Annotated in this window: 19 protein-coding genes; 4 read left to right on the top strand and 15 right to left on the bottom strand. The window is 44.8% G+C overall.

Annotated elements, in window-relative coordinates; all coding sequences use genetic code 11:
- Positions 1 to 216: 216 nt before the first annotated feature.
- From VSQ61_RS20665 to VSQ61_RS20635, 7 genes are all read right to left on the bottom strand, one after another.
- The gene (locus VSQ61_RS20665; RefSeq protein WP_334346251.1) at positions 217 to 1,671 is read right to left on the bottom strand and encodes a DUF1846 domain-containing protein; all 1,455 of its coding nucleotides are present in this window, start codon (positions 1,669 to 1,671) and stop codon (positions 217 to 219) included.
- 82 nt (positions 1,672 to 1,753) lie between these two features.
- Complete coding sequence (locus VSQ61_RS20660; protein ID WP_334346250.1) at positions 1,754 to 3,280, bottom strand: ArnT family glycosyltransferase; 1,527 nt, start codon at positions 3,278 to 3,280, stop codon at positions 1,754 to 1,756.
- Between the two features lie 14 nt (positions 3,281 to 3,294).
- The gene (gene galE, locus VSQ61_RS20655) at positions 3,295 to 4,311 is read right to left on the bottom strand and encodes a UDP-glucose 4-epimerase GalE (RefSeq protein WP_334346249.1); all 1,017 of its coding nucleotides are present in this window, start codon (positions 4,309 to 4,311) and stop codon (positions 3,295 to 3,297) included.
- Positions 4,312 to 4,834: 523 nt separating this feature from the next.
- The gene (locus VSQ61_RS20650) at positions 4,835 to 5,938 is read right to left on the bottom strand and encodes a hypothetical protein (RefSeq protein WP_334346248.1); all 1,104 of its coding nucleotides are present in this window, start codon (positions 5,936 to 5,938) and stop codon (positions 4,835 to 4,837) included.
- Between the two features lie 262 nt (positions 5,939 to 6,200).
- Complete coding sequence (locus tag VSQ61_RS20645; protein WP_334346247.1) at positions 6,201 to 6,656, bottom strand: hypothetical protein; 456 nt, start codon at positions 6,654 to 6,656, stop codon at positions 6,201 to 6,203.
- Between the two features lie 167 nt (positions 6,657 to 6,823).
- Entirely contained in the window at positions 6,824 to 7,192 is a 369-nt protein-coding gene (locus VSQ61_RS20640) for a BlaI/MecI/CopY family transcriptional regulator (protein WP_334346246.1), read from the bottom strand.
- A gap of 63 nt (positions 7,193 to 7,255) precedes the next feature.
- Positions 7,256 to 8,554, bottom strand: coding sequence for a M56 family metallopeptidase (locus VSQ61_RS20635; RefSeq protein WP_334346245.1), 1,299 nt, complete (start codon positions 8,552 to 8,554; stop codon positions 7,256 to 7,258).
- 353 nt (positions 8,555 to 8,907) lie between these two features.
- Between VSQ61_RS20635 and VSQ61_RS20630 the strand changes: the two genes are divergently transcribed.
- From VSQ61_RS20630 to VSQ61_RS20615, 4 genes are all read left to right on the top strand, one after another.
- A complete protein-coding gene (locus tag VSQ61_RS20630) occupies positions 8,908 to 9,429 on the top strand; it encodes a VanZ family protein (protein ID WP_334346244.1) in 522 nt (173 codons plus the stop codon).
- 4 nt (positions 9,430 to 9,433) lie between these two features.
- The gene (locus VSQ61_RS20625; RefSeq protein ID WP_334346243.1) at positions 9,434 to 11,035 is read left to right on the top strand and encodes a PucR family transcriptional regulator; all 1,602 of its coding nucleotides are present in this window, start codon (positions 9,434 to 9,436) and stop codon (positions 11,033 to 11,035) included.
- Between the two features lie 198 nt (positions 11,036 to 11,233).
- Entirely contained in the window at positions 11,234 to 12,319 is a 1,086-nt protein-coding gene (locus tag VSQ61_RS20620; protein WP_334346242.1) for an S-methyl thiohydantoin desulfurase family protein, read from the top strand.
- Positions 12,320 to 12,536: 217 nt separating this feature from the next.
- Positions 12,537 to 14,090, top strand: coding sequence for a hydantoinase/oxoprolinase N-terminal domain-containing protein (locus tag VSQ61_RS20615; RefSeq protein WP_334346241.1), 1,554 nt, complete (start codon positions 12,537 to 12,539; stop codon positions 14,088 to 14,090).
- Positions 14,091 to 14,289: 199 nt separating this feature from the next.
- Here VSQ61_RS20615 and VSQ61_RS20610 read toward each other — a convergent pair whose 3' ends face one another.
- From VSQ61_RS20610 to VSQ61_RS20575, 8 genes are all read right to left on the bottom strand, one after another.
- Positions 14,290 to 16,386 (bottom strand): M56 family metallopeptidase, encoded by a 2,097-nt coding sequence (locus VSQ61_RS20610; RefSeq protein ID WP_334346240.1) that lies wholly within the window; start codon positions 16,384 to 16,386, stop codon positions 14,290 to 14,292.
- On the bottom strand, positions 16,383 to 16,751 hold the full coding sequence (locus VSQ61_RS20605) for a BlaI/MecI/CopY family transcriptional regulator (protein WP_334346239.1): 369 nt from the start codon (positions 16,749 to 16,751) through the stop codon (positions 16,383 to 16,385). Before VSQ61_RS20605 ends, VSQ61_RS20610 begins: the two co-directional genes overlap by 4 nt.
- 349 nt (positions 16,752 to 17,100) lie before the next feature.
- Entirely contained in the window at positions 17,101 to 17,868 is a 768-nt protein-coding gene (locus tag VSQ61_RS20600; protein WP_334346238.1) for a hypothetical protein, read from the bottom strand.
- Positions 17,869 to 18,327: 459 nt separating this feature from the next.
- Positions 18,328 to 19,602, bottom strand: a complete 1,275-nt coding sequence (locus VSQ61_RS20595) for an L-cysteine desulfidase family protein (protein ID WP_334346257.1) — start codon at positions 19,600 to 19,602, stop codon at positions 18,328 to 18,330.
- 55 nt (positions 19,603 to 19,657) lie between these two features.
- Complete coding sequence (locus VSQ61_RS20590; RefSeq protein WP_334346237.1) at positions 19,658 to 21,037, bottom strand: aminopeptidase; 1,380 nt, start codon at positions 21,035 to 21,037, stop codon at positions 19,658 to 19,660.
- A gap of 250 nt (positions 21,038 to 21,287) precedes the next feature.
- Positions 21,288 to 22,199, bottom strand: coding sequence for an anti-sigma-V factor RsiV (gene rsiV, locus VSQ61_RS20585; RefSeq protein WP_334346236.1), 912 nt, complete (start codon positions 22,197 to 22,199; stop codon positions 21,288 to 21,290).
- Positions 22,189 to 22,683 carry a sigma-70 family RNA polymerase sigma factor gene (locus VSQ61_RS20580; protein ID WP_334346235.1) on the bottom strand — a complete coding sequence of 165 codons (495 nt, stop codon included), beginning with the start codon at positions 22,681 to 22,683 and terminating at the stop codon, positions 22,189 to 22,191. The genes rsiV and VSQ61_RS20580 overlap by 11 nt, the downstream gene beginning before the upstream one ends.
- A gap of 343 nt (positions 22,684 to 23,026) precedes the next feature.
- A complete protein-coding gene (locus VSQ61_RS20575; protein ID WP_334346234.1) occupies positions 23,027 to 24,211 on the bottom strand; it encodes a dicarboxylate/amino acid:cation symporter in 1,185 nt (394 codons plus the stop codon).
- Between the last annotated feature and the right edge of the window lie 142 nt (positions 24,212 to 24,353).

Here is a 24,353-nt window from a genome sequence, read left to right as displayed (position 1 = left end):
CGGATCACAGGGCAGCCTTTGCTCTTATATGACAGTACTGCACAGAAAACATACCTTTTGTGACGGTAACACTTCTATTATAGTGTGTGTTTTGCAAGAAAGCAATACGAAAGGTATGAAAATTCCGTCACAGTTTAAAGGACAAAACAACGGCTGATGAAATCAAGTTCCAATCAGCCGTATTTCAAGAATTTGTATGTTCACCTGTCCGCTTTCTTATCTGGGCTCCGAAGTAAGCATAATCCCCAGCCTCTGGAAGGTCTTCTCATCCGCTGCACTCAGCATCCGGGAGGTATGTACCTGACTTCCCCGCAGGCGCGGAAGCTGCCGCAGGGCCAGATCTGCCAATTCATTGCTTTCCGAACTGGCAGAGAGAGCAATCAGAACCTCCTCCATATGAAGGCGGGGATTCTTGCTTCCCAGATAATCTACCTTCAGCTTCTGTATGGGGCGAATGACATTAGGCGTAATCAGCAATACCTCGTGGCCAATCCCTGCCAGCTCCTTCAATGCATTTACCAGCAATGCAGAGCAGGCTCCCAGCAGCTCGCTGGTCTTGCCTGTAATCACACGCCCGTCTGTCAGTTCCATGGCCGCTGCCGTGTGCCCTGTCTCTTCTGCCCGTCTCATGGCAACCGGAACCGCCTGCCTGTCCTGTGCAGTAATCCCCATCTTGTTCATAAGAAGCTCTATTTTATAAGCCTCTTCCTCCGTTGCCTTTCCTCTGGCAATGCTGACCAGAGTGTGGTAATACCGGCGGATAATCTCCTGTCCGGAGGCTTCCCGGCAGGCTTCATCATCTACAATACATTTTCCTGCCATATTTACACCCATATCCGTAGGGGACTGATAAGGGCATTCCCCGTAGATCCTCTCAAAAATGGCCCGTAGGACAGGAAAGATCTCCACATCCCGATTGTAGTTTACCGTAGTCTCTCCATAGGCGTCCAAATGGTAGGGATCGATCATATTTACATCATTCAAATCCGCAGTGGCTGCCTCATAAGCCAGATTCACCGGATGGCTCAAAGGCAGGTTCCAGATGGGAAATGTCTCAAACTTAGCATAGCCCGCCCGGACTCCCCTTCGATGCTCATGATAAAGCTGAGAAAGGCAGGTCGCCATCTTGCCGCTCCCCGGGCCCGGAGCCGTAACTACCACCAGGGGACGGGAAGTCTCTATATACTCATTATGTCCATAGCCCTCCTCGCTGACAATCAGAGGTATATTGTTGGGATAGCCGGGAATCATGTAATGACGGTATACTTTGACACCCATTTTCTCCAGACGGCTTTGGAACATCTGGGCACTGTACTGCCCTGCAAAATGTGTAATGCACACACTTCCCACATAAAGCTCCTTTGACTCAAAGATCCCTTTCAGCCGCAAAAGATCCGAATCATAGGTGATTCCCAGATCCCCCCGAATCTTATTTTTTTCAATATCCTCGGCGCTGATTACAATGACAATCTCTACCTGCTCCTTAAGCTGCATCAGCATGCGGAGCTTACTGTCCGGTTCAAAGCCCGGAAGTACTCTTGAAGCATGATGATCGTCGTACAGCTTTCCCCCGAATTCCAGATAAAGCTTATTGTCAAACTGTCCGATCCGCTCCCTGATATGCTCTGACTGCATTTTCAAATATTTTTCGTTATCAAATCCTTTTCTCATTATTTCCTCTTTCTGACGCATATGCTGCGTTATTCCGGCAGTTCTGGAAGCTTTTCTCCCAATCCTGCTCCCCCTCATTACATCAAAATTTAAACATATTAGAAAACATATACATCCCTGCTGCTGTCAGGAAAAGTATAGCTGCAATCCCGATTCCTGCAAATATCCGCCGAAATACCGTAGGCTGCTCCAGACATTTCTCCATATAAATCCCCAGATAAATGGCTCCCAGCATGGCTGTCGGCACAATATACCGAAAGTCCATGGTGCATCCATAAGGCAGGCGGATATTTAAAATCAGGTGATTTAGATAAATCCAGAGCCAAAGCCCGGGAAGCCCCAGGAACAGAAACTGTGCCCTTATGGATTTCCCCACTGTCTTCTCCTTCCATCCCTGAACGCAGACTGCAACAGCAGAAAACACAGCCTGTACCACCAGAATCAGATTGCAGACAATCAATACTGCCGCCGGCCATTCCTCTACGTGATGGTATTCAAATTCCCCTACTACTGCCGACTTTATCAGGTAAAAGTTCAAATTGTATTCTTCAAAGGGATTCAGATAAACAGGCGACAATAACCTGGAAACAGGGAAGAGCAGAAAACGTTCCGCAAATCCATGATCCCCACAGTAAACATTATCTCCCGGCTGCAGCACAAAGTTCAGCCCCTGCCCAAACAGCAGATAATTCCGAATGGGATAATACAGGCCAATGGGCATAGAAATACAGGCAAATACCACAAATTGAAGGATCAATGGCTTCCATGTATTATCCTTAATAGCTCTTATAAGCTTCACAAGCATAAACATCCCCGTAAAGGCTGCAAAAAGGGCACAGGAGATCTTCGTAAAGATTCCAAATCCAAACCCCAGGGCCAAAAAGATAATGTTTCCATAGCTGGGATTTTTAAACCATCGAATCGTGTACAGAATGATCCATGTCATGAAAAATGTCACCAGAGCATCATTGTTGACCCATCCGCCAAGCATATAATGAACCGGCAAAAAGGCACAGACAGAGAGGGCAATCACTGCTGCTGTCCTTCCCAGATTCAGCTCCTTTAAAATCTTTCTGGCTGTCAGCAGAGTAAAGCAGGCAGCCGTGCAGGAAATGATTTTAGCGCTTTCAAAGAGGTAAACCTCATCTGTAATATGGAGCACCTTCCCAGTCACCTTCATAGCACACGCTGCCAGAATATGAAACAAAGGCGGATGATAATATTGTCCCTTGTTCTCCAGCGGAAGCGCCCCTGTCTCAAATATTTTCAGAACATAGGAGGCATGTCCATAGTATCCTACTGTGGTAATCTCCCCCAGATCGTGGTAGGCCGTATAGGAAGGTTTGTAGAGCACAAATCCAATCCGCATCACAAGACCTGCCAAAAGAATAACAGAAACCAGCCCTTTGTAAGTCAAGCGCTTACAAAAGGCCAGAATCATAACACCTATTCCTATTAATATCATCAGATGCCATAAAATGGGCTGGATTAGATCTCTGTCATTTAAAATCCCCTTTTTCATAAAGGTCCAGAATAACAGAACAATAGCCGCAAGCGTGATCCCTTCCAGCGCAAACTCCTGCCCAAAAGCTATAAGCCTCTTTTTCATTTCTGTTATTCTCTCTATTCCTCATACCCATTTGGATTCATAGACTGCCACTTCCAGGAATCGGCACACATCTCTTCAATTCCATTCTCTGCTTCCCAGCCGAGCTCTGCCTTAGCCTTGGCCGGATCCGCATAGCAGGCAGCAATGTCACCCGGGCGACGGGGCTTCACTGCATAGGGAATCTTCTTACCGCAGGCTTTTTCAAAGGCATGCACTACGTCCAGTACGCTATAGCCCTTGCCGGTACCCAGGTTATAGATGAGAACGCCTTGTTTCTCTTCCAGCTTCTTAATAGCCGCCACATGGCCTTTCGCCAGATCCACTACATGAATGTAGTCACGCACGCCTGTTCCGTCGGGTGTGTCGTAATCGTCTCCGAATACGCCCAGACACTCCAGCTTGCCGATAGCCACTTGTGCCACATAAGGAACCAGATTGTTGGGAATTCCCTTGGGATCTTCACCAATGAGGCCGCTCTTGTGTGCTCCGATGGGGTTGAAATAGCGGAGAAGAATCACATTCCACTCCGGATCGGATACATGGATATCCTCCAATACCTGCTCCAGCATACCCTTTGTCTGTCCGTAGGGATTGGTGATCTTTCCTTTGGGGCATTCCTCGGTAATGGGAATAAAGGCCGGATCTCCATATACGGTAGCGGAGGAGCTGAATACGATATTCTTTACATTGTGGTTGCGCATCACATCACAGAGCACTAGGGTTCCTGCGATGTTATTGTAGTAGTACTCAATAGGCTTTGCCACGGACTCGCCTACTGCCTTCAGTCCTGCAAAATGAATAACAGAATCAATCTGCTCTTTCTCAAAAATCTTGTTGAGCGCTTCCCGATCCAAAATATCCGCCTCATAGAATACGGGCTTCTTTCCTGTGATCTGCTCGATCCGATCCATGGACTTTCTGCTGGCATTATACAGATTATCCACCACTACTACCTCATAGCCTGCCTCCAAAAGCTCCACGCAGGTGTGGCTTCCGATAAAGCCTGCGCCGCCTGTCACTAGAATTGCCATAAACTTTTTCCTCCTTATACGCTGTCCGGATTTTGTTCGCTTTGTGTTGAAACTCCTGCAGCTGCTTTGTACCCTCGCAGTTACAAATTCCTTTCTAAATATAGCATGGTTTTGAAACAGGTGCAAGAGAGTTACATCCCGATTTTCTATGAAAATGAAATTTTAGATTCTTTACTGATTTCATCAAAAAGCGGCATCCGCTTTATGCAAATGCCGCTTTTTCTATTCTGGCTACTAATGCAGATATTCTTCCTTTAGAAGCCCCATGTGGCAGAGTTTCAACAAAGCATATTTTATAAAGAGAATCTTTCTAAGTATTCCATTCATCAGTCAATCCGAACGAATGCCATTCTTATATAAAAGTCCATGGCAAAAAAGGTTCTCTGCTCCTCTTGTTAAAGTAATCCATTGAAAGCTCTGTACATATCTGATTTCTGCCGTGCCCCTTCCATGTATGTTCTGTCTTAAAGATATATATCTTTTCTTTGTTCGTCGTTTTCATCGAAAATCTGTCAATTGCAAATTATCTCTTTACCTGATCTACAAGCTTTAAAAACTTATCATATGCATCATACTTCTTTCCATATCCTTGCAGTAATCTGGATGCCGCCGCAGGATCTTGATAAGCCGCCTTAGTAATCCCTTTTATTTCTTCTGCTGTATTCCATCTATGTATCGCCACATCCAATAAAAATCCGCTGTTTGCTTCTCCGTTTAGAATCTCCTGGCTCGTAATTCTTTCTCCTGACAGCAATCTGGCTTCCAGCTCTCCGGTGATTCCCTCCGCATTTTCCTTTAATACCTGTTCCGACTGCAGTTCTTCCGGAGACGACGTTTCCCTTTTGTCTTCCGGACAAAAAGCTGCTAACAAAATATCATCCGTATAACCCTTAACCCGTGCCTTAATCAAAGCGGGATCTTCTTCCTCATCCTCTTCCTTGTAAAAAGAATTCGAATTCACAAGAATAGTCTCTCCTGTCTCTTCATCCAGCATCCATCCCCATGTCCCTCTTTCTGTCGTATACTGCAGCTTGCTTAAATCATCAACACTTATTTCAATTTCTGAATACAGCAAGGCTTTGCATTCTTCAGAAGAAAGTACATTCATTTCCGTCAGATCACATAAAAGATAATATGCATCCTCGGCTGTCAGACGGTTCATGTCATATTTATTTTTCAAAAAAGCAATCTGCTCATCTGTAAGAGTGTCACTCCCATCTGCATCTAAGCAAACCTGCCGGTTATTAAAAATTCTTTCCTTATCTTCCTCTGACCAAGCCGTAGTAGGAAAGAGATGTATATATTCCCATTTCTTTTCTCTGAGAGCTTTGTCCTCGGCTGATTCCTCTATTGTCTGTTTCTGTACCCGTTCCACAAAAACCGCCTTTTCCTGTTCGCTTTTGCATATGGATTCCTCTGTCTCCGGGATAAATTCCCTTCCTGCCTTTACAACTCCCAAACTGGGGGATTTCTTCTCTTTAGATTCTTCCTCATTTATTCCCTGGTTCCGGAATCCTATTATTGATTGGGGCATTTTGTTTTCATTTTGTACCATTGTCTGTAATAAGCCAACACTTCCCATTTTATTTTTATATGGGGAGCTGCCATAAGAACCTATCGTATTCATGTATTATATTCCTTTCCTGATATTTATACATTGCCATCCGCCAGCAAAAATATACAATTTCTTTCTGTCAGCAGATGGCAATTTAAGTTTACTTACCTGTGATTATTTTCACTAAAATTTCTTAATACTTCATCTGGCAGTCGTTTCACACGAATCCCATTCTTTATTAAAGTTCATGACAAAATAACTCTTTACATAGCAATTAACAAATCTACAGGCGAAAGGGAATTTATATCTTAACTTTTTCATTGAAGTCACAAAACTATTGTGCACGAAGATATCCCCACAATGGAATACCTGTTGTATCCGCTGCACTGTAACATACAAGCCGCCAATTGCCCGGATTATCATTTTTTACCACAATATCCGTAGAAAACAAGCTTGAGCTTGGCAAACTTCCGGATTTTACATATTCTCCGTTTACGTACAGCTTATAGTTAGTATACGATCCACGATCTATATAAACTTTAACATAAAAAGCATCATAATTTCCAGTCCTATATTCCGTTGCCGCACTTCCCGTCAATGTTCCATTTGCCCACTGGCTATTCCCCTTTATTGTTATATAATTTTTACCTGGTAGTTTCGTTGAACTATTGCATGGATAAACTTCAGTCTTAACAAGCACCGGAGATCTTCCATTAGCCGCTGATGTTGAAAAGCCCATTGTCAGCATCAAAACCATTATCATCACTAAACTTAATAAACGTTTTCTCATTAAAAATTCCTCTCTTTCCTTTTGTATTTTAAAAGCTATCCCCTCTCACCATGTATTATTTAGATTACCCCCTTTTTGAATTGTATTTAATGTACTACTTATTTATAATACATTTTCACATTTTTGTCAATCCCCTATAATATAAAGCATCTTAACCAACTCATTTATTAAATCAACTTCCTCAATTCCTCTGCCTCTTCTTCCGTCAGCTTTTCTCCTCCGGTAAAAGCGACGACAAAGCTATAAAGAGATCCCTCAAAGGTCTCCCTTACCAGCTTTCTTGTCCAGTTCTGAATGTGCTCTTCTTTTGTACACATTGGAAAATAAACTTGATATACCTTTCCTCTCTCCGAGCCAATCAAGCCTGCTTTTTGCATGTTGAGCAAATACGTATTCAAAGTCTGCTTCTTCCAGTTTTTCTTCCATACTTCATTTGCATGATCTAGAATCTCCCGAAAAGAAAGCGGTTCCTCTGATTGCCACAATAATTCCATAATTTCTTTTTCTGTATGCGATAATCCAAAATTTTTATCCACTCTAATTACTCCTACTTTTGAAGTATCTGATAGAAGTGCAAAACCTTTACCAGATACCTCAATTTAATATTTCATATTTTGATGTATGCAATTTTGATAGCTTACCTTATTTATAATCTTTTCATACTCAATATAGCCACATAATGTACATCTTTTCGCTTTCCAACTAATGACTATACATCCCCCACTGTTATTCTTTTTATGCTGATTAAAAGTACCATTTACATATGTATGGTTACACGCTATTTCTCTTTCCATTTCATCATCAACAATTTCATCAATACTTCCATCCTCATTTATCCAAAAGGTATCATATAAAATGGTTTCACCTCTCATTTCACCTTCTTCAAAAAAATACTCCCCCTCAATGTTTGAAGTATCTTGCAACGAATTTACAGTCTGCGGCGGCACATAAGCCAACGCCGTCAAACTGCCTGTTAAAAATACAACAGCCGAAGCCAAAACTGCCAAACATGTTTTTTGTTTTCTCTTTTCTTTCATCTCTAAGATTCTCCTCCTTAAAACTTTTTCATTCCGCCCCAGAAAACTTACTGCCAACCTCTCCTCTTTCTTTACTTTTCGTGCTGCCACATCAATCAGCAGAGAGCTGTACTTCTTCCTCAATTCTTCATCCCATTCCCCAACAAGACTCCTGTCACAGCAAAGCTCTCTCATTACGGAAAGCTCATGGTACAGGATATAACTTAAGGGATTAAACCAGTGCAATGCAATAACAAGCTGTCCAAGCAGTTCCACAATCAAATCCCGATGCTGAATGTGAATCAATTCATGAAGCAGCATTAACTGACAAGACTGGTCTCCGGAATCCGCCTCCCACATAGCCGGAAATATAATTGTCGGCTTAAAAATTCCAATTGTCATAGGTGTTTCACATTCCCGAGAGCACACCAATTGTACCTTTGCAGAAATATCACGTTCCCTTTTCACTTGGTCAAACTGAGCCTGCAGCTTCGACGGCACCGGTTCCTTTCCGCAAGACAGGAGAAGCTTTCTTGCCTTTTTATACCGCAGCAGACTTCTGACCATAAGGATCAGAAAAATGACAGCCATACATAACATACAGAGCCGCAGCAATTGAATCCTTATTCCCACATAAGTTTGTTGTCCTCTCATAATAATTATGCTATTTGGATCCAATACCTGTCCCAAATCTTTTTCCGGAAAAGAAATCATCCGTTCTGCAAATTCTAAAATACGGTACTTGAATCTGAAAAGTGGAACCAAAAAGAAGAACACAGCCAGCTTTAAAATGAAATATCTGCATCCGGAGGAAATATGTCTTTTCAGTGTCAGGCACATAAGCCCATATAATAAAACAACAACGCTTCCGGATAGAGACATTACAAGCAGCGGGTTACTTCGTATCAGGTCGATCTTTTACGCCTCCTTCTATTTGTATTTTATACTTATAATACATTTTCTTCTGTCAATCGTCAAGCCCATTTGAGAAGATATACCCTACCGGGCGGGCGGACTTCGTCCGGTAAGGTATACCCTACGGGTACACCGTAATGCATGCCCCTATCGGGCAGGCGGACTTCGTCCGGTAAGGTATGGATTTTTCCCTCTATTTGTGCTATGCTTACCCACAGTAAACCAAAAACCACCGTCACCATGAATGGTTCCCCCATCCGGCTCCCTTTATCGGGTGACGCTCAAGAATATTAAGATACGATGAATAGGAATCCTAGACTATGCGATACTTAAAACCCATTTTAAAACCCTTTTCTTTCCTGCCAGCTCTGTTTATGCTGTACGTGATCTTCCAGTTCTCCGCACAGCCCGGTGAGGTCTCCGGGAACTTAAGCTGGAGGGCTACCCATAAGCTTCTGGAGATTACCTGTGAATCCTTTGAAACCGGATGGAGTTCGGCGGAGCTTAATCTCTATACGGAGATGTTGCATCCCTATGTACGCAAACTTGCCCATGTGACGGAATATTTTCTGCTGGCGGTCTGTGTGTCTTTTCCCCTGTATGTCTACGGACTGCGGGGAATTGCTTTGACCATATTGGCCGGCGGTTTCTGTGTGGCCTGTGCCTGTCTGGATGAATACCACCAGTCCTTTGTGGCCGGGCGGGGACCCTCCAAGCGGGATGTTATGATCGACAGTATCGGGATCTTAATCGGCATCATTCTTGTTCGAATTGTCTGCTTTATCGGACGAATTACGGTGTTCCGGGAGCGAAAATCCAAAAGGAAACGGGTACGGAGGTGAAGCTATGAGCGTAACGGTTGCAGATTTGTTAAAGCTGCCCTCTCTGCGGCAGGCAAAGGTCATTGCCGGACACAATGGCCTGTCCAGGATTGTCTCTTCTATCTCGGTCCTGGAATCCACGGATCCTGGTGTTCTGGTAGACGAAGTGTTTCCCCAGGGAGAATATTTTGGCAGTGAGATCGTTATTACGGGATTTTTAAATATGACGGAGGATGTGGAACGCCAGTATGTAAATTTGAAACGTCTGGCAGAGGGCGGCGAGGTAGGCTTAATCCTCTACTATGTAGGCGTTTACCTGAAAAAAGTGGATCAGCGGCTCATTGACTTTGCCAACGAAATGGATTTTGTTCTGATTGTTATGCCGGAGGGGGATGTAACTCTGCGTTATGGAGAGGCTATTTCCGATGTAATGGATCTCATATGCCGGGATCGGACTCATAATATGTCTCTGGTATCGGAGATTTTGGAGCGTGTTTCCAGGCTTCCTTCCCATCAGCGCTCCGTAAGCACCATTTTGAAAATGCTCAGTGATCGGATTTCCGCTTCTCTGATCCTCTGTGACTGTTCTTTAAAGATTCAATATCTCATTGCGTGGCCCCGTAATCAGGAAGCTGCTATTAAGAAAGGGATCGAATCATTAAATGGGCTTCCGGCAGATCAGCAGTCTATGGCCTGTGATATTTTTCCTGACAGCCGCCTCTACCGCTTCTCCATTTCCTCAGACCCGGGTTCCGCACAGGAGCTCCTTGTTCTTCGAGAGGGCATACAGCCGGACAGCGAGATTCTTACTCAGCTAACGGATGTGGTGCGTTTGGGTGTCAATATCTGGGGCCGGAAATCCGAAGAGGCGGCCACACACGAATTGATTCGTGCCATTCTTCAGGACGATCCCATTAAAATGCGTCAGCTGGCAAATATCTTCCATATTAATGTGGCTGATATTTATGAAATGTGGATTTTGCGCTGCGAAGAAAATCAATTGGAACGCTTCCGCCGAGAGGGTCTTCCTCTGATTCAAGAGCATCTTGCCCATTATTGCCATACGGTAGTTGCCGATTTGTATGAGGGCCACGCCGCAGCATTTATGGACTGGATCGAGCGCTCCCCCGAACGAGTGTCTGTCTCCCAGGATCTTTTGAAACGTTTGAAAGCTTTGGATTTTTCCTTATCCCTGACCCGGTGCTATCCCTTAAACAGTACCTCAGATGTACGCCGTACCTTTCTGCTCCATCAGGAAGTTATCGAAACTGCTCTGCAGATCTGGCCAAGCCTTGGCTGTTATACCCTGCAGGAATTGGAATTTGCGGCTGAATGTCAGAAGATTCTGGCCGAAAGCGAAGCTGCCCTGTCCAATGCCCTGTCACCTCTTACAGCCCTAAAGCATGTGCATGAGGACAATATTCTTCTCCAAACCCTGGAGGTCTATCTATTGGACAGCAAAAGCAGCGTCTCTTCCTGTGCGGAGCTTCTATTCCTCCACAAAAATACGGTAAAATACCGCCTGAACCGTATCCGGGAGCTTCTTGGCTACCCTCTTGACAAGGCGCCGGAGCTGTTCACTCTTTATCGGGCCGCAGCTTTAAATCGTCTGGTTGCTTCCAAATAATTCGATTTTCCCGGCTGTCTTTGTCCTTTTGGACAAAGATAAGCCGGTTTTTTTGTCCCTTTTTCACTTTATAGTGGTAACGTATCAGAAGTATAATTTTTAAAGTGTGTTATAAAACTACAGTCAGCAGAATATGTGCCGTGCATAGAAGAATGCACCATGTATATTTTGTGGAATTACTAATAGGGAGGTTCTATTTTGCGAAAACTTGGAATTGCTGAAATTGAAGACATTGCTTTGGGCGCTGCGCTCCTTGGAGCCGGCGGAGGGGGCGACCCCTATGTGGGCAAGCTGGTTGCCATAGGAGCCGTCAAAGAATGCGGCCCTGTTACGCTTTTGGATCCGGATGAGGTGCCGGATGATGCCCTGGTGGTTCCCATCGCCATGATGGGCGCACCTACAGTTCTGTCGGAAAAGGCCATTGGAGGAACGGAATACCAGACACTCTATGATACGGTTTCTACCTTTTACGGAAAACCCATTTACGCCTTTATGCCCATTGAGGCCGGCGGCGTAAATTCCATGCTTCCCATTGCGGCGGCAGCCCGTCTGGGACTGCCACTTGTGGACTGTGACGGCATGGGCCGGGCATTTCCGGAGCTCCAGATGGTGACCTTTACCATCGGCGGCGGCTCTGCCACCCCTATGGCTCTGGTGGATGAAAAGGGGAATTCCTGCATTTTCCGTACAATTACCAATAAATGGACGGAGGAGCTTGCCCGGGCAGTCACCATGTCCTGCGGCGGTTCCGTGTCTGTCTCCCTCTATTCTATGGAGGGTGCTTTTATGAAGCAGTATGCCGTGAAAGGCATTGTCACCCGCAGCCAGACTCTGGGTTCTGCCATCCGCCGGGTAAAGGAGGTTTCCGACTGCACGCCGGAGGAGGAATTCCTGCGTATTACCGAGGGGATTCGGCTTTTCAAGGGTAAAATCAGTGATGTGCTCCGTGAGGTCCGTGGAGGCTTTAATTTCGGCAAGGTTCTTCTCACCGGCATTGGCGATTACAAAGGAAAGTCTGCTTATGTAGAGTTTCAAAACGAAAATCTCACTGCCGCAGTGGAGGGGACATTGCTTGCCACGACACCGGATCTTATCTGCCTGGTGGATACGGAAACCTTTCAGCCGGTTCCCACCGATGCCCTCAAATACGGTAAGCGTGTGATGGTGGTAGGGCTTCCCTGCTTTCCTCTTTGGCGTACCAAGGAGGGGCTTGATCTTGTGGGGCCCAGATATTTTGGCATTGATACGGATTATATTCCATTGGAAGAGCGTTGTAAACAGTAATATCCTATCAGTGCACAAATCGATTGACAGACGCACGCATCTGCGGCTGGAAATTGATTTATATAAGGTGTACTGATAGGATATTACGGGACTTAAGACAGTAATACCCTGACAGTGCCAGAACGATTTTTGGACACATGCTTTTGTGGCCAGAAATTGTTCTAAATAAGTGGTACTGGAAAGGGTATTGCGGGACTTTTAATAGGAGGGTTTGATAATGTATAAGCTTGGAATTGATGTAGGCGGAACAAATACGGATGCCGTTTTAATAGACGAACAGCTCCATGTAGTCGCCAGTGTAAAGCAGCATACTACAAAGGATGTGTACAGCGGAATTCTTGCGGCGGTCCGTGCTGTTCTTGATGAATCCGGTGTGGATCGCTCTGAGATTCGGCAGGCTATGCTGGGAACTACTCAGTGTACCAATGCCATTGTGGAGCGGAAAGGGCTTGCACCTATCGGAATTCTGCGGATTGGCGCTCCTGCTGCCCTTGGTATTCCCCCCATGGTGGATTGGGCAGAAGATCTGAAAGCAATTGCCGTAGATACGGCCATGATTGGCGGCGGTTTTGAGTATGACGGCAAGGAGCTTGCGTCTTTTGATGCGGAAGCGGCAAGGAGCTTTTTCTTGCAGTTAAAGGAGAAAGGCATTAAGTCTGTTGCTATTTCCTGTGTATTTTCCACTGTCCGCAATGAGCATGAGTTGGAAGCCGCAAGGCTGTGCCGGGAGGTTATGGGGGAAGATGTTCATGTATCCATTTCCAGTGAGATTGGTTCTATGGGGCTGATTGAACGGGAGAATGCCACCATTTTAAATGCGGCTCTCTATCATGTGGCCGAATCCTTTACGGAGGGCTTTGCCCGCAGTCTTGAGGATGAGGGGATTACCAATGTAGATATTTATCTCTCCCAAAATGACGGTACGCTTATGACTATGGAGTATGCAAGACGGTATCCGATTCTGACCATTGCCTGCGGGCCTACCAATTCTATTCGGGGGGCTTGCTATCTAAGCAGCCTTAAAGATGCGATTGTGGTGGACGTGGGCGGCACCACTACAGATCTGGGTGTGATTCAAAATGGATTTCCCCGGGAATCCGGTGTGGCTGTTACCATCGGCGGTGTCCGCACGAATTTCCGGATGCCGGATGTGATTTCGATTGGCCTTGGGGGAGGTTCGATTGTTCGGGAGCAGCCTGACGGAACCGTTACGGTGGGGCCGGATTCGGTTGGTTATCAGATTACCAAGAAAGCTTTGATCTTTGGCGGCGATGTGTGTACGGCTACGGATATTGCGGTGCGGCTTGGGTTGACAGATTTGGGTGACAGGTCGAAAGTTGCTCATTTGAGTGAGGATTTTGCGAGGAAAGCTTTGGCGGCTGTTACGGAGCTTGTGGAAGATAGTCTTGATGCTATGAAAGTGTCCAGTGAGGATGTGGATCTTATCCTGGTAGGGGGCGGATCAATTATTCTTCCGGAAACGCTGGCCGGGGCCAGGATGGTTGCCAAGCCGGAGGCCGGCGGTGTGGCGAATGCGATTGGATCTGCTATTTCTAAGGTTTCGGGGAATTATGAGAAGCTGGTGGATTATCTGGTTACGCCACGGGAACAGGCTCTTGACGAGGCCAAGGCTGATGCAATAGAGCTGGCTGTGGAGGCTGGGGCTGTTCGGGAGACAGTTGAGATTATTGATGTGGAGGATGTTCCGCTGCAGTATTATCCGGGGAATACGAACCGGGTGAAGGTGAAGGCGGCTGGGGATCTGAGGTAGTTGGATGTTGTAGTGCTGTGTGTTTAACCGGAGGGAACTCCAGGGGGCGGAGACATTTCCATATCCTTAAGCAATAAGGAATCCTCCCACCTTGTGGGTCCCTCCTTATTACAACGTTCGCAATTTCTCGTTACAGATGTTCGCCCCCTGGATCTCCTGTTTTGTTGGATGGATTCAAGTATGTGTATGGCTTTGTTTTTTATTTTTCCATTGTGATTTCTCCTGAGATTCGCCACCATGTCCCTCCGAAATCTAAGGGAACTTTTTTCATGGGGACGTGGAGGTAATCAAGGGAATCGCTTCCGTCACGACGGATGGTTACATAAGCTTCTGTCTCATCGCCGTCCAAATCTTCCTTGGTGACGGAGATGGACAATATGGTGATTTCCTCATTTGTTTCACCAAAATATGGTAATTTTATACCGGGAACTGTATAGTACTCATTGACTTCTTCTGTCTGGCCAGTAAGATACAGCGGAATGGCATTTTCAATTACTTCTGTGATTCCTGCGTCTGTATAATTTACATTTGTAAATTCCCATTTTCCCTCTCCTATGTAATTTAAGGAGGCTTCTAATTCATGGCCCGGATAGTTGCCTGTATGATTTATATGGGAATAACCGGCCAGCTCTGCACGGAGTATTATTTTTTCTTCTATAAATCGGAAGTCTATCTGAGATCCGGCATAGTAGGCATATTCATTGTCTAGTTCTTCTTGATCTACTTCCTCTGTCACGCCGGTAGGTTCTCCGTCAAAAATAAGCCTTACGCCCTCTTCTGTATATTGTGTGTTGAAATGTGATGTTAATTCTTCTGTGTAATCCTCTTCCGGATAGTGATAGATGTTCCATGAGCTGTCCGGAGCCTTATCTACCATAAATAGGGAACGAATGGAGATCCCTGTCCCATGAAGAACATATGTGATAATAGCAAGCTCCTCTTTACCATCATAGTCAAAATCCTGCTCCTGAATCAAGGGTTCTATTTCGTAATTGGATATGAGTGGAACTTCAGCATATACAAGACAATCCGGTGTCCGAACTACCATTGCTTCTCCCTCATGCATACTGTAAAGGGAAAAGCCCTCTGTCTCGCTCATTAAACTCATCTCTGACTCGTCAAAGCCCGGTTCCATTCCTGCATGTCCGGTTCCTACTATTATTTTATCTGTCCAGAATTCTTCCTCGCTGCCGTCAGTCTCCCCGCTGTTTTCATCCGGCTTTACCGATTCTTCAGGCAAGGTCCCGGCCAAAAGAGCTTCTTTGTGTGTGTCTGCAAGTGCTTTTCCCGCTTCTTCTCCTGCGGTTAAAAAGGAAACGCCGCAGCCGCTGATCAGCAGCAGAAGCAGAAAGCTTATGAGCATATGGGGGCGTTTTGTATTCAATACATGGCAGATTCTTCTTTTTGTGCTGCTTTCGCCAAAATAGAGTACCGGTGAAAATCCTCTGCTTTTGCAGGCGAAGTCCAATAGTGTCTGGGCGTAATGCTTTTTTTGTACCGTGCTCTTTCTACGGAGAACACATTCATCGCAGTACATTTCCATATCACGGTTCATGGTTCGAAAAGCAAGCCACACCAGAGGATTGAACCAGTGGATAATCAGTGCCAGAACCGCCATACATTTGATCCAGGGATCCTGGTTGCGGATATGCCTGCGCTCATGGTCCAGGATATCCTTAAGCTGCTCTTTTTCGCCCTCCAATTCCTGTGGAATGTAGATTCTTGAAGGGAAGCCGGGCATTACAAACGGTGTATCAATCTGCGTTGTGCTCCATACGTCATGATCCCTTTGAGTGGCTGAGGCAGCTCGTTTCTTTAATCTTCTCCACCCTGCCAGATTGACTGCCGTAAGCCCTGCGGCCCCTAATATCCATAAAACAAACAGGACCTCTGTTACTCCTAATGCAGCTCCTTTTGCGGCTTCTGACTTTTGTCCCTGTATTTTAGATCCCGTTCCTGCCGCCACGCCGGATGAAAGATTATTTCCGGGGGAACCTGCAATGCCATCGGGCATTTCTATTTCTATTCCTGTTTCTTTTTGGCTCTCCGTCTCCCTAGCGCCAGTTACCTGCTTCTTGGAAAATGCTTGTCCTGTTTCCGGCATCAGGTTCCTTACCGTATGGAGAGAGCCCAAATTCGCCGGCGGCAGCAGAAGTACCAGAAGCAAGACCAGCCAGAGAATCCGGACATACAATTTGGATAAGTCCCCTGTAATTTTGCGAAAGAGGAGAATTCCCAAGATCAATACGGTTCCTGACAAACTATTTTGTAATAATTGATTTAAAAATGCTGTCATTCCTCCCCCTCCTCCGATGCCTGATTAATCAGCTCCTGAAGCTCCCGGGCTTCTTTCTTTGTCAGCTTTTCCTCCTGAAGAAATGCGGCGATAAAGGCAGGCAGGCTTCCCCGGAATTTTTTCTCCAGAAATTCTCTGCTTTCCTGCCGCTGTATCTGTCCCCTGGATACCAGGGTGCGAACTATGGCATTTTCATTTCTGACAATCTGTTTTTCTCCCAGGCTGCGTAAGATGGTGTAAGTAGTAGACTTTTTCCATCCCAGCCCTTCTCTGCACAGACCTACCAATTCCATGGAATTGACAGGCTCCACATCCCATAGGATATCCATCAGACGGTATTCGCTTTCATTGATGTGGTAGTCCATATGTATTCCTCCTGTTTTCGAATACAAGAAACCTTAGTCCTGCTCATATAGCTTTGGCAGGAGCATGCTCCGTATGATTGAATGTCATGATTTATGTCTTTCGTTTTTTGTTTGGTTTATAAGTATAAACCTTTTTCTTATTAGTCTATACTTATAAACCTGATTTGTCAAGAGATTTCTGATCCTTTGTGTCTATTATTTTATATTATTTTTGCATTATTTTTGCAAAAGAAGCTGTTCACCAATAAGTATTTCAAAATAATGGCGGGAAGATAGGATATTTTAAGAAACCATATCTTCCCGCCATTTCATAAATGAGCCGAATTATTTCTGTTTGCAAACAGCTTACCTACAGGTACATACCTGCCTCTTTTGATGTAAGTGCATAGTTTTTCATAAGTATTTCCCTGATTTTCTCATTATCCGCACCCAGATCCCGAAAACTCCTTACAGCTTTCTGAATAGCTTCCTGAACCTTTGATTCAACAATTTTATTTATCTCCGGCTCCATTAGTTCCAATAATGCGTTACACACGCTATCACCTCCTCGCAATTCATTGGCAATGTGGCAATTGGCTTTGATACTTACCTCCAATACACTATCCGCAAGCTCCTTTTCCTGTTTCTTTGAAAGAGCATTAACATGTTCTAATAATTCCTTTAAATCTTGTTTTTCCATTTTATCGGACAAGGCTTTCAGCCAAATATGGTTTCTTTTATCTAATTCTCCGGTAACAATGATCTGTGTTGGAAAAAGAACATTGTCCAATATGTAATATATCCCTTGATATGGATTTGTCATCCTCACACCATGTTTTTCAAAATAGTTAAATAAACCAACCGGCTTTGCTTCCCTGACTATGGAAACAGTTATGTCCTCCACCGTCCTATCATCTACACATTCCCCATATGCCTTATACAAACTGGCATATGCTCCTGATTTATAAAACACGTCAATATCCAGATGATCCTGCGGCGATTTATACTCCATAATATTATGCCCTCGAAATAATTTACCTATTTCATTTTCAATCTGAACATGAGCATTCTTTTTAATTACCAAAAGGTCTATGGCCAATGGTTTCATATTTAAATTATATTCTTTTTCATAAATCAAATCAGCCCGGTTGCCGGCCAATTCAAGATTCATGGCTGCCACGAATCCCGGATGCCATTGAACCTCAATATCTTTCATATTCGTTTCCTTTCTTAAATTATAACAGATTCTAACATTTTTACAACGATAGCGTTTTTCTTTTTTACCTCCCCTCAGCCCAGTTTATTATGTTTTGAGAAATGCGGCCGAACCGACCTGAACAAAATAATCCTCTTTTGAAAGAGTTATTGATAGATTAAATAATATCTAATTTGCATCAAAAATTCAATCAGCTTTTTCAGACAAAAAACGACTGCCCCATACCTCGTGGTAAGAAGCAGCCGCACTGATTTATTCTGTATTCTTATTATTTATGTATGAATTCCACGCTTTCCATGTACCCGGACAGAAACTTTTCCATTGAGATTTTTCCCTGAATCCACCATCATATTCAGCTCATATTCCGCTGGAAGAATAGCTCTAACATTCTGTCATAATCCGAATAATTTCTTTATCCGTTTCTTTCATCCCAATTTTTCCAAGCCTCCCCACATTGTGAATGGTGTTCTCCACACCTTTGGAGACAATCCCATCTCCTCCCTCAAACTCCTGGCCTTCACAGTACATCTGATAGCCAAAAATTCCGGCATCCACAGCTGCGGCAATTTTCCCGGCGCAGGAAGCTTTGGCGCCATCACACACAATGCCCGATACAATGGCTAATGCATTGACAAGTGTATGGGAAATTACTTTCAGATCCCCGCCCTGCAAATAAGCAATCCCACAGCCTGCACCGCAGCCTGCGCTAACAGCACCGCAGTAAGCAGACAATCGTCCGATACCCGTCTTTTGATGAATTGTAATTAAATTTGACAGCACCAATGCCCGATACAGTTTCTCTTTCGGAAGTCCTAGCTCCCTGGCATAGACAATCACCGGCACAGAAGCAGTCATTCCCTGGTTGCCGCTTCCGGAATTGATAATCACAGGCATCTCACAGCCGTTCATTCGGGCATCTGAACCTGCTGCCGCATAAGCCCGAGCTTTTGTTTTCAGAGTATTCCCTTCTGTTTTTAGCAATACTTTACCGATATTGGCCCCATAAGGATGACGCAGCCCTTCCTCAGCTATCGCCCAATTGCATTCAATCTGCCTATCCAGCAATTCCTGCACTTTAGAAATCTCCACCTGTTCGGCAAAAGCATAAATATCCTCAACCTTTAAAAGACTCCGATCTGTCAGCTTCACCTCCGTAGCAGCCACTACACCAGATTCGTAAAGCGTCTCCCCATTCTTTATTACCTGCACAATATTTGTATGGAATCCGCTGATTCGCACACTGGCCTGTTCCTTTTCGGCATGCAGGGTCACTAAAATATCCAGCTGTTCTTCCGTATCCAGAGGTTGTATCTTTATGGGAACCTGGGCCAAAAACTCTCTCATCTGCTGTTTTTGTTCCGATGTTACCTCTGCAATAACCTCCAACACCTTTTCCGGTCGTCCTCCCACAATTCCGGCCGCAGCCGAAGCAGCAATCCCCTTTAACCCGTCCGTGTTGGGCACAATCACACTTTTCACATTTTTTACAATATTCCCGCTCACTCCTATCTGCACCTGATCCGGCAAAGTCCCCAGCACCTCCCGTGCCTTGGCCGCACAGTAAGCAATGGCAATCGGCTCCGTGCATCCCATAGCCGGCATTAGCTCTTCCTTTAAAATTGCAAGATATATATCAGCCAGCTTCTCCTGCTTCATTTCGCCCATAAATGTATTCCTCCCTTTTAATCCTTTTAAAACCAATTTTAATACATTAAGCTTCCTTTAAAAAACTCCGATAGCACTTCACAGCTTCGTATACATCTGCCTTGCTCACAATCTCCCACGGTGCGTGCATGCAAAGTACAGCCACGCCGCTGTCAATTACTTCCATTCCATAGTTTGCCAAAATCAGCGCAATGGTTCCTCCGCCGCCAGCATCGATCTTCCCCAGCTCCGCTGTCTGAAATGCCACATCATTTCGTTCCATAATTGCACGCAGAACTGCCATATACTCTGCATTCGCATCGTTGGATCTGCTCTTTCCTTTGCTTCCTGTATATTTGTTAAATACAATGCCATTTGCAAAATATGCTGCATTTCGCTTTTCAAATACGTCTCCAAACATGGGATCATAAGCCGCACTCACATCCGAAGATAACATCCGGGAACGGGACATAGCCCGGCGGAGCTTCAATTCCGAATAGCCCTCTCTCAGCTCCATCACCTCTGCCAGAGAGTTTTCAAAAAATCGTGACTCCATACTGGTAGCTCCGGCACTCCCGATCTCTTCTTTATCTATCAAAATACAGCAGGCTGTTTTCTCCACCTGCTCCAGCTCCAGCATAGCCATCAAGGAGGTAAAGGCACACACTCTGTCATCATGCCCATAGCCCATAATCATACTGCCATCGATTCCGCAATCTCTGGCCTTGCCCGCCGGTACAATTTCCAATTCAGCAGACAGAAAGTCTTCCTCCTCCATATCATAGGATTCTTTTAAGAGGCGCAGTATGTTGCTCTTCACCGCCTCCTTTTTTTCTCCTTTAAGGGGACGATTCCCAAAAAGCAGATCCAGCTGCTCTCCCTCAATAATTTTTTCACCTGTTTTCTCCATTTGCTTAGCCGATAAATGAATCAACAAATCCGTAAATGCAAACACAGGATCATCTTCCTTTTCTCCAATAACAATGTCCACCTTGCTTCCATCCTTTTTCGCCACAACCCCATGAATCGCCAATGGGATCGCCACCCACTGATATTTTTTTATGCCGCCGTAATAATGTCCATCCAGATAAGCGAATTCCGTATCCTCATAAAGCGGCACCTGCTTTACATCTACCCGTGGAGAGTCAATATGTGCTCCAAGTATATTCATCCCCTCCTCTAAGGAACGCTCTCCCAAATGATACAGTACTACCGATTTTTCCATTTGGCAGACGTAAACCTTATCCTGAGGTTTTAATGTCTCTCCCCTTTGAATCAAATCCTGCAGATTTCTATACCCCGCCTCTTCTGCCATCTTTACCGCTGTTTTCACACATTCTCTCTCCGTCTTGCCTTCATCCAGGCAAGTCTTATAGCGGATGCATACTTCTTCCAATTCTTTTAACTGCTCTTCCTTATAGGTAAGCCATACATTTTTTCTTTCCATAAGTAGTACCCTTCCCTTTTCATTTTATAATTTAATGAATTTCATTATATTCTTTCCATTTTGTTTTTTCAATTCCGTTTTTATTATTTTTATTTCCGAAGCTAACATCCATTCTTAATCTACGTATGAAAAGAGTAAATTACTTTAGCATGAAACATAAAGAAATCGCTGCACCTCAGTGAATACATAAGATACAGCGATTTTATTTTATTACAAAAAAACAAAGTAAATTCTTAACTCTAAATGGCAACTACTTCAAGAACCCCTCCTGCACCAAGTCCTGTACAACCTCCGTAGGAATCTCGAATTCTACGCTTCCCATATATCCGGGGGCCACCTCGTACTCGTCAAAAACGATCATCAGCTTTCCGGCTTTGTTCACATAGAATGTGGTATCCTCTTTTACAGATTCAAAATCCCACTCCGGCGTATCGCTGTCTACCCAATAGGTGATCATCTCATCCGCCGCCATCTGTTCTTTCATCTGCTGTTTGATATTCTCGGAAATGGGCCCTGCAAAGTCAACGCCCTCCTTAAACAGTCCGGACAGATTGATCATCTCTCCTGTCTGCTTGTCAATGTGATAAATTTTCACCATCTGGGTGCCGCTTGCCATAACAAGGAGCTGGTCAAAACGAATGGAGAACAGCCGGTCACTGTCGGTAATGACGGAATAGTCAAGCTCTACGTCCATATGGCCCTCACCCTCGCCTGCGGCTTTTACATCTGCTTCATACTGTGCAATAATTTCGTCTGTGTATTCTTGGATGCTCTTATTAATCTTCTGAGTGGTTTCCTCATTGGTGGTGCCGTCCTCGTTCTTTACGCTAACCTCCGGAATCTTGATATTTGCTGTCATATTATTCTCTGAGCTCTCATATTCCCGGAAAGTCACTACCTCTGCAATGGCCCCGATCACCGGTATCTTTGCCATGGCATGGGCAATAGCTGCTCCGGAATTTGCCATTACCGTAATAACCAGCATAGCTGCCGCAACGCCTCCCACAACTCGCCCTACATATACCATTACCTTTGATTTCTTTTTCATATTCTTTTCCTCCTTTGCTTCCCGGATTCCCATTTCCACCCGCTGACGCAGCTCCTTTGGAATCCTGATATTTTCATAATCCTGCTTCATCTCTTCCAATCTTTTATCCCTCATAGCTTAGTCCTCCTTCCGCAAGCTTAAGCTTCAGCTTTTTCAGGCTCCGGTACAAAATGGTCTTCACTGTGTTGGTATTTTCATTTAGAATCTTTCCAATCTCACTGAGCTTCTGATCCTCGAAAAACCGAAGCACTACAACTGCTTTCTCCTTTTCGTCCAGTATTTCCAATGCTTCTATGGTATCAAAATCCTGGTAGCTGTCCTCTCTTCCGGCCTCATAAAAGTCTTCTACCGCTACTTCCTTTTGGTTTTTGCGGATAAAATCAAGGGCCGTATTCATAACGATTCTCCATAACCAGGTCTTTATATAGGTTTCCTGCTTTACGGATGCGGAATGCTTAATTGCTTTGTACACACTCTCCTGAACAATGTCCAATGCATCTTCTTCGTTTCGCACATAAGTATATGCCAGGCGATACATGGCTTCGTAGGAATCTAAGACCGTTTCCTCTACTTTCTTTTGTAATGCTTCTGCTCGCATCAGCTCTTTCCTCCTCTCTGTAATTATTAGACGACAGGCTTTGCAAAAAGGTTTTGCATTTTTCAAATTTTTTATTTTTCTTTGTATCTTTATCTATAATACAAAATCGGGTGATATATGTAAGACCTGGCGGTATTTTTAAATATACGGTTAAGTCAGCTCTTTTTAACCTTTTGCTCACGTAAACATAAAAAAGCTGCCGCAGAGCAGACTACCATGATTATTTCTACCAGATAATCTGCTTTGCAGCAGCCCCTTATATTCTATTTCCTATTTCCTATTTTCTATATACCAAGCTCTTATATGACTGCTTTTTCCCTCATTTTACATATTCATGTTTTCTTTATAAATGTGACTGCTCCGCCTTAATATGGTGCTTCTCCACATATCCCGTCAGCATCAGGGTTAAAGCTCCGTCGCCTGTTACATTGCAGGCCGTTCCGAAGCTGTCCTGAAGAGCAAAGATCGTCAGCATCAATGCGGTTCCTGTTCCGTCAAAAAGCAGGATACCCGTAATCAATCCCAGAGATGCCATAACGGTTCCTCCCGGCACGCCCGGCGCCCCGATAGCAAATACGCCAAGGAGCAGGCAGAAGAGAATCATGGTTCCCAGGGATGGAAGCTTTCCATATAGAATCTGTGAAACGGTCATTACGAAAAACACCTCCGTAAGCACAGAGCCGCATAGATGAATATTGGCAAAAAGCGGAATGCCGAAATCTACCATGTCTTCACGGAGAACGGAAGACTTCTTGGCGCAGCGCAGAGCCACGGCCAGCGTTGCGGCAGATGACATGGTTCCCACTGCCGTGATATAAGCCGGACCATAATGCTTCACTACTTCTACAGGATTCTTTCCGGAATAAGCGCCTGCCAGGGCATAGAGCAGAAGCATCCACAGAAAATGTCCGGCCATAACAATTACGATCACCTTGACAAATACAGGGAACTGCTTGGTAATACTTCCCTCATAGGCCAATCCGCAAAAAGTAGAAGCAATAAAGAAAGGCAGGATCGGGATCACGACCTTGGTTACAATGGACAATACAACTGACTGAAATTCATTCAAAATATTCTCAAGCTGACGAGATTTGGTCCAGGTAACTCCAAGGCCCACCAGCAGTGAAAAAGCCAGGGCGCTCATGACGGACATTACCGGGGGAATCTCCAGCTCAAACAGAACTGCCGGAAGCTCTTTTAATCCCTCCACTTCGGTTACAATGGAAAGGTGTGGAATCAGGCCAAAGCCTACTGCCATGGAAGCCAGGGCCGCTCCAATGGAGGAAACATAGGCCAGTACCAAAGCTACCCCCAGCATCCTGGATGCGTTATTTCCCAGTTTTGTGATGGATGGGGCAATGAAGCCGATAACGATCAGCGGCACGCAGAAAGTGATTAGCTGTCCAAGCACCTGCTTGACGGTTACTACTACATTCATTATGGCGTCATTTGCCACCAGTCCCAATATGATACCTACGATTACACCCACCAATAATTTGAACGGCAGGCTTTTAAAGAATTTCTGCATAACTTTCTCCCTCTGTTTTTGTATTCTTTCTTTATATCTTATGCATGAATGAAATCATGCGGTAGCAGCTATCCTGGGTTTTCCAATAAATATCGTTGCAAGGGGATATGATGGAAAGAATAGTGCTGTTTGTATTTTTTTA

Source organism: Candidatus Merdisoma sp. JLR.KK006, from assembly GCF_036941035.1.
In the GTDB taxonomy this organism is placed as follows: domain Bacteria; phylum Bacillota; class Clostridia; order Lachnospirales; family Lachnospiraceae; genus Laedolimicola.
The sequence above is the reverse complement of the archived record's forward strand: the minus strand, read 5'-3'. Positions and strand labels throughout refer to the sequence as shown.